Origin of the sequence: Limosilactobacillus reuteri subsp. porcinus (assembly GCF_036621895.1) — a bacterium.
In the GTDB taxonomy this organism is placed as follows: Bacteria; Bacillota; Bacilli; order Lactobacillales; family Lactobacillaceae; genus Limosilactobacillus; species Limosilactobacillus reuteri_J.
In genome coordinates, this window is record NZ_LN887353.1 from 1 (window position 1) to 3,318 (window position 3,318).

At 40.7% G+C, this 3,318-nt stretch carries 3 protein-coding genes; all 3 read left to right on the forward strand.

Features of this window, described 5'->3' with window-relative positions:
* Positions 1-199: 199 nt before the first annotated feature.
* Genes AACL61_RS02245 through yidA form a run of 3 tightly spaced genes read left to right on the forward strand, consistent with a single transcriptional unit; the run spans position 200 to position 3,214 of the window.
* Positions 200-1,024 carry a lipoate--protein ligase family protein gene (locus AACL61_RS02245; RefSeq protein ID WP_003671291.1) on the forward strand — a complete coding sequence of 275 codons (825 nt, stop codon included), beginning with the start codon at positions 200-202 and terminating at the stop codon, positions 1,022-1,024.
* 1 nt (position 1,025) lies between these two features.
* Positions 1,026-2,393, forward strand: coding sequence for an HD domain-containing protein (locus tag AACL61_RS02250; protein WP_003671292.1), 1,368 nt, complete (start codon positions 1,026-1,028; stop codon positions 2,391-2,393).
* On the forward strand, positions 2,393-3,214 hold the full coding sequence (yidA, locus tag AACL61_RS02255) for a sugar-phosphatase (RefSeq protein WP_102816377.1): 822 nt from the start codon (positions 2,393-2,395) through the stop codon (positions 3,212-3,214). Before AACL61_RS02250 ends, yidA begins: the two co-directional genes overlap by 1 nt.
* Positions 3,215-3,318: the final 104 nt, after the last annotated feature.

The window sequence follows — 3,318 nt, forward strand, 5'->3', positions numbered from 1 at the left end:
GACACCCTTGTCCTCAGCTCATGGTTCCAACTACTACGGCCCATAGCGGACTTTCACCACCTAGCTAATACCCATGCTGGGCGCACTAGAAGTGGGGGTATTCTCGCAAATTTATGGATAAATACCCCGTGAAATATCCATGTTCTCGTAAGTTCTTGTATAATATAGATATATTATTTCATAGAAAAGAAGAAGTACGATGGCTAATTTTAAGAATCAGTGTTTTCAGCGGTTTATTCAACCTTTAACTCCAGCGGATAATCTTTCGTCTTTCATCTATACCAACGCTTTGTTACGTTCAGCTAACAAACTCAAATATCCTCTTCTTCATTTTTGGACCTTAGAAGATACGGTTATTTTAGGGTTAAAAGATCAACGATTACCGCATTTATCAACTGCCCTTACTTCGCTTACGCACCGTGGTTTTCATTATTTCATGCGTAATTCAGGGGGATTAGCAGTTGTAAGTGACGACGGTATTTTAAACCTGTCAATTTTCTATCCATGGCACCTCGAAGACCATGAATTAACTATTGATGAAGCATATCAACGAATGGTCGACCTAATTCAGGCTGCTTTTCCTAGCCTAAAAATCGCTACTGGTGAAATCACTCATTCATACTGTCCGGGGAGTTTTGATATCAGCGTTAACGGCCAAAAAATCGGTGGCATTTCCCAACGCCGAAACAAAATGGGAGTTACAGTAATGCTTTACTTAAGTGTCGGTGGCAATCAGCAGGATCGGGGCAAACTAATTCGTGACTTCTATGATACAGGATTGCAGCAAAGCCAAAATAAGTGGCATTTTCCAGATGTTTGGCCGGGAGCGATGACAACTATCTCTAAAGCCCTCAACACGCAATTAAGCGTTCAGGATGCGATCCAGCGAATCCAATCAGTCGTTCAAATCATTGTTCCTGACAGCCTTAATAACTTAATGTGGTCGCCTAATTTTATATCAACCCTCAATAAAGAACTAATCAGCATGGAACGTTTACAAGAACGTTTAGAGAAAGAAGATTAATATGAATCACTTTTATGACGAAAAACTTCGCCGTGAAAAGGTTTTTCGCGATCCAATTCACGGACAAATTATTGTCGATAATCAAATTATTATGGACCTAATTAATACTCCTGAGTTTCAACGATTACGACGAATCAAGCAGCTAGGAACTTCATCATTTACTTTTCATGGAGCCGAGCATTCCCGCTTTGGCCATTGCTTAGGCGTCTATGAAATTACCCGCCAAATGTGCAACTATTTCCAGCGAAACTATCCTAGTCAGCATCCTGGCGACGGCCTATGGGATGATCACGAACGACCAGTTGCCTTATGTGCAGCCCTCCTCCATGATTTAGGGCATGGTCCTTATTCCCATACATTTGAGCATATTTTCCATACAAACCATGAGCAAATTACCCGCCAGTTGATCACCGACAGCAGCACTAATATTAATAAAATATTACAACGGGTATCCCCTGATTTTCCTCATCAAGTTGCTAGTGTGATCGACCATACTTATGAAAATCCACAAGTGGTGCAAATGATCTCAAGCCAAGTTGATGCGGATCGGATGGATTACTTGCAACGAGACGCGTATTACACAGGAACAAACTACGGAAAGTTTGATCTTGATCGTGTTCTTCATGTTATGCGACCAGTTAAGAGAGGAATTGCCTTTGAAATTTCGGGAATGCATGCGGTAGAAGATTACATTATCAGTCGCCTTCAGATGTATCTGCAAGTCTACTTCCACCCAGTTTCCCGTTCAATGGAAGTTATCTTAGACCACCTCTTAATGCGGGCAAAATATATTTACCAACATCCTAATGACTTTGAGCCCGACTTCACCCCTCATATGCTGATGCCGTTTTTTAATGGTAAGTTTACCTTGGATGACTATTTGGCGCTTGACGATGGTGTCTTAACCACCTATTTTATTCATTGGACCCATTCTCGTGATGATATTTTAAGCGACCTTGCTAGTCGTTTTCTTAACCGCCGACCATTTAAATCAGTCATTTATGATCAAAATACACAAAAACTTTTACCAACTTTACGAAAGCTCATCCAAACTGCTGGGTTTAATAGCCAGTATTACACCGCAGTCAACGATAGTTTTAAACTTCCATATGATACTTATCATCCACAAGATTCTAATACTCAAACGCAAATCGAGCTTCTCCAACCTAATGGCGATTTTGTGGAACTATCCCAAGTTAGTACCTTAGTCGCTAGCGTATCGGGACGAGAAGCCGGAGATCAACGGTTCTTTTTCCCAAAAGAGATGCTTGAAACGCGAAACAATATTGAAATTTTCGAACCAATCTATGAAGAATTTCAAAGCTATATCAAGAATAATCATATTATTAACCCAAAGGAGCAAAAATAATGGCAATTAAATTAGTCGCAATCGATATCGATGGAACATTAATCAATGACCAACGTGAAATCACACCACAAACTGTTGCTGCAATAAAAAAAGCCAGCGCGCAGGGAGTAAAGATTGTCTTATGCACTGGACGTCCAATGACAGGCGTAAAAGCATACCTTGACCAATTGGGCTTAAATGATTCAGATAACGAATTTGTTATTAGCTTCAACGGTGCACTGGCCCAATCAACTAGTGGGAACGTCCTGGTAAATTACACGATGCCTTTCAATGACTATGCAGACTGGCAAACTTATTGTATTAAAGAAGGCGTCAAGTCCCAAATCGAAACGCGAGATTACATCTACACAATTAACCGGGATTTGAGTCCTTATACAGTCTACGAGTCAGACCTTGTAAGTATGCCAATTCGTTATCGTACCTTTGAAGAACTTTCTAAAATGCAAGATCAATACGTAATCGCCAAAGCAATGATGGTTGATACTAAAGAACAAATTGACAAAGCATGGGCAGAGCTTTCGGCAGAAATGCGTGACCGCTTTTCCGTTGTTCGCAGCGAAGACTTTTATCTAGAATTCATGAATAAACAAGCAAGTAAAGGAAATGCCCTTCAATTACTTAGCGAAGAACTCGGAATTAAAAAAGAAGAAGTAATGGCCCTTGGCAACGCACAAAACGATGATTCAATGATCGAATTTGCTGGGTTAGGGGTAGCGATGGGAAACTCAATTCCTGGTACCTTAAAGATCGCTGACGTAACAACCGCTGATAATAATCATGATGGTGTTGGAAAAGCGATTGAAAAATATGTTCTTAAGTAAAGACAGAAATCATAACCACCCGTCAAACGGGTGGTTTGCACATCGGCTATAAGCCGATAATAAAAGCCGGCGTCTCAAGGCGCTGGCTTTCGCTTTGCTCAAGC